Source organism: Candidatus Aminicenantes bacterium, assembly GCA_026393795.1.
Classification (GTDB): Bacteria; Acidobacteriota; Aminicenantia; order UBA2199; family UBA2199; genus UBA2199.
This window is the reverse complement of record JAPKZL010000117.1, coordinates 1-2,296: the sequence shown is the minus strand read 5'-3', so window position 1 is coordinate 2,296 and position 2,296 is coordinate 1. Positions and strand designations below refer to the sequence as shown.

Below are 2,296 nucleotides of genomic sequence, written 5' to 3'. Positions count from 1 at the left end.
ATTGAGTTATTTGACAGTTTTGACTGAGTCATGAAGAACGGTTGAGAGTCCGGCTCGAAGAACCCGTACCAACTTGGCAATGCCATTCACCAGGGAGGTGAATCCATGACGAAAGTTAAATTTTTTAACGAATTTTATTTTTTTGAATATCAAACCTGTCGGGGAGTGCCGCAGCGGTTCCACTATTATCTCAACGCCGCGCTTTATCAATTTTCCCCGCCTATGCCCAGATCCTCCACCTATTGGCCCTTGGCAGCAGAAAAAACAGTTTTTTCCAGCGATTTTTTACCCGAACGCTCTTTTTCTGAAAGATTCTTACGCTGAAAGCTGCAGGCTGGAGATGTTGCTGGCTGATGACAAGGATAGGTTTGTTCCGACCCGAACCTGATGCAAAACCGGGATTGACGGTTTTCCAGGTGCGGACATTCTACCCCAGCAGCTTGAGCACTGGGTAATCGTTGCGTCCGTTTACTTGCCTACGCTCTCCAGCACCAGCTTTAAAGCATAGTAATCGATGGTTTTGCAGATCTCCTGGACCGCTTTGGTCAGTGCGGCGTCGTGGCTGATCAGGGAGTCCTTGAGCATGAACACGTCGTAGTCGTGGTCCATGGCGCCGTGGTAGGTGGCCAGGACGCAGCCTACGGCGCTGAGGCCGCACAGGAACAAAGTATTGCATCCCTTGGTCTTCAGCAACTTGTCCAGTTCGGTATTCTTAAAGGCGTTACCGAAGTTCTTGATCACTTTCGGATCGTCGTCCCGGATGGCCACCGTTTTAGGAAATTGGAATTCCTCGCTGTCGGGCTTGGGCCCCATGTTCGGACTGGTGTGGTAGACGCGGATGACCGGAAAGCCGCTGGCTCGGAAGAGTTCTATGTAGTAATTGATCATCTCCATTCCCAGCTTCTTATCCTTTTCGTCCATGCGCGGTAGATAGGCGTTCTGAATGTCGATCACCAACAGAGCCGGTTTGATCTTGACAGTGACTGCCTTTGCGGGTTCCGCAGCAATGAGCCAGGACAGCGAAACCAGCAGCAACAGCATCAGCAGAACTATTTTTTTCATAATCCGCTCCCTTCGGCATGCCTCTATCATTCGGCATGCCTTTTGTCTTATGACAGAGAAACATTTATAACATCATTTTGCTGGTTTTTCAACGGGACTGAAGTAATATTTTTAAATATTTTCCAGGAATCACGATTCATTGATGAACCGTTAAGTGTGATCATAGTTTGCATTTTTTTGTTCTCCGGCTATAATGTCCCACGAGGTGGTTTATGAATAGAGAGGGATTCAAAAAACAGGCATTCTTTTTCCTGCTGGCCGTCCTGCTGCTGTTTTCCGGCTGCCGCAAGGATGAACCGGAAACCAACGACCCTCCGGAAAATCCCAATCCGCTGGAAGTGAATATCGCGATATTCCCCACCGACAATCCCTGGAACACCGATATTTCCGGCTACGCCATCCATGCCAATTCGGCTAATTTCATCAACGCCATCGGCGCTGGTGGTGAAGTGCACCCCAATTTCGGTACGGTTTGGGAAGGCGCGCCCAACGGCATCCCATACGTGGTGGTTGCGGGTAGCCAGGCGCCTGTGCCCATCCACTATACCGCCTATGGCGACGAGAGCGACCCCGGCCCCTTTCCGATTCCCGACAACGCCCCGATCGAGGGCGGCGCCAATTCAAGCGGCGACCGCCACGTGATCGTCATCGACCGCGACAACCACATGCTTTACGAACTCTACAAAGCCACCAAGGCCACCGGCGGCTGGGAGGCCGAAAGCGGCGCCAAGTGGAGCCTCAATTCCAACGCTGTGCGCCCTATGTATTGGACTTCGGCCGATGCCGCCGGCCTGCCGATCTTTCCCGGCCTGGTGCGCTACCTCGAAGTGCAAAAAGGCGAGATCAACCACGCCCTGCGCTTTACCGTCGAATACAGCCAGCGCGGCTTCATCTACCCGGCCCGCCATTTCGCCTCGGACAGCACCAATCCAGACCTGCCGCCCATGGGCTTGCGCCTCCGGCTCAAGGCCGGCATCGATATCTCCGGATTTTCAGCCAGCAACCAGGTGATCCTGCGCGCCTTGAAAAAATACGGGATGATCGTGGCCGACAACGGTTCCGACTGGTTCATCTCCGGCGCTCCCGACAGCCGCTGGAACGACGACGACCTGCATCATTTGCACGAACTTCACGGCCGCGATTTCGAGGTTGTCTACACCGGGGAGACCGAGCGTTAATCAGAAACCTGGAGAGGAAATCTTTTTTGTTATCCTTTCAACCCCACGCACGCCTT

3 protein-coding genes are annotated in these 2,296 nt (G+C 53.0%); 2 read left to right on the top strand and 1 reads right to left on the bottom strand.

Annotation, left to right across the window (positions count from 1 at the left end):
- Positions 1-105 precede the first annotated feature (105 nt).
- Complete coding sequence (locus NTW95_05740) at positions 106-324, top strand: hypothetical protein (GenBank protein ID MCX6556919.1); 219 nt, start codon at positions 106-108, stop codon at positions 322-324.
- Positions 325-468: 144 nt separating this feature from the next.
- Here the strand turns inward: NTW95_05740 and NTW95_05735 are convergent, their stop codons facing one another.
- Positions 469-1,062 carry an isochorismatase family protein gene (locus NTW95_05735; protein ID MCX6556918.1) on the bottom strand — a complete coding sequence of 198 codons (594 nt, stop codon included), beginning with the start codon at positions 1,060-1,062 and terminating at the stop codon, positions 469-471.
- A 212-nt stretch (positions 1,063-1,274) separates the two neighbouring features.
- Between NTW95_05735 and NTW95_05730 the strand changes: the two genes are divergently transcribed.
- Positions 1,275-2,240: a hypothetical protein gene (locus NTW95_05730; GenBank protein MCX6556917.1), complete on the top strand. Its 966-nt coding sequence runs from the start codon at positions 1,275-1,277 to the stop codon at positions 2,238-2,240.
- Positions 2,241-2,296 lie beyond the last annotated feature (56 nt).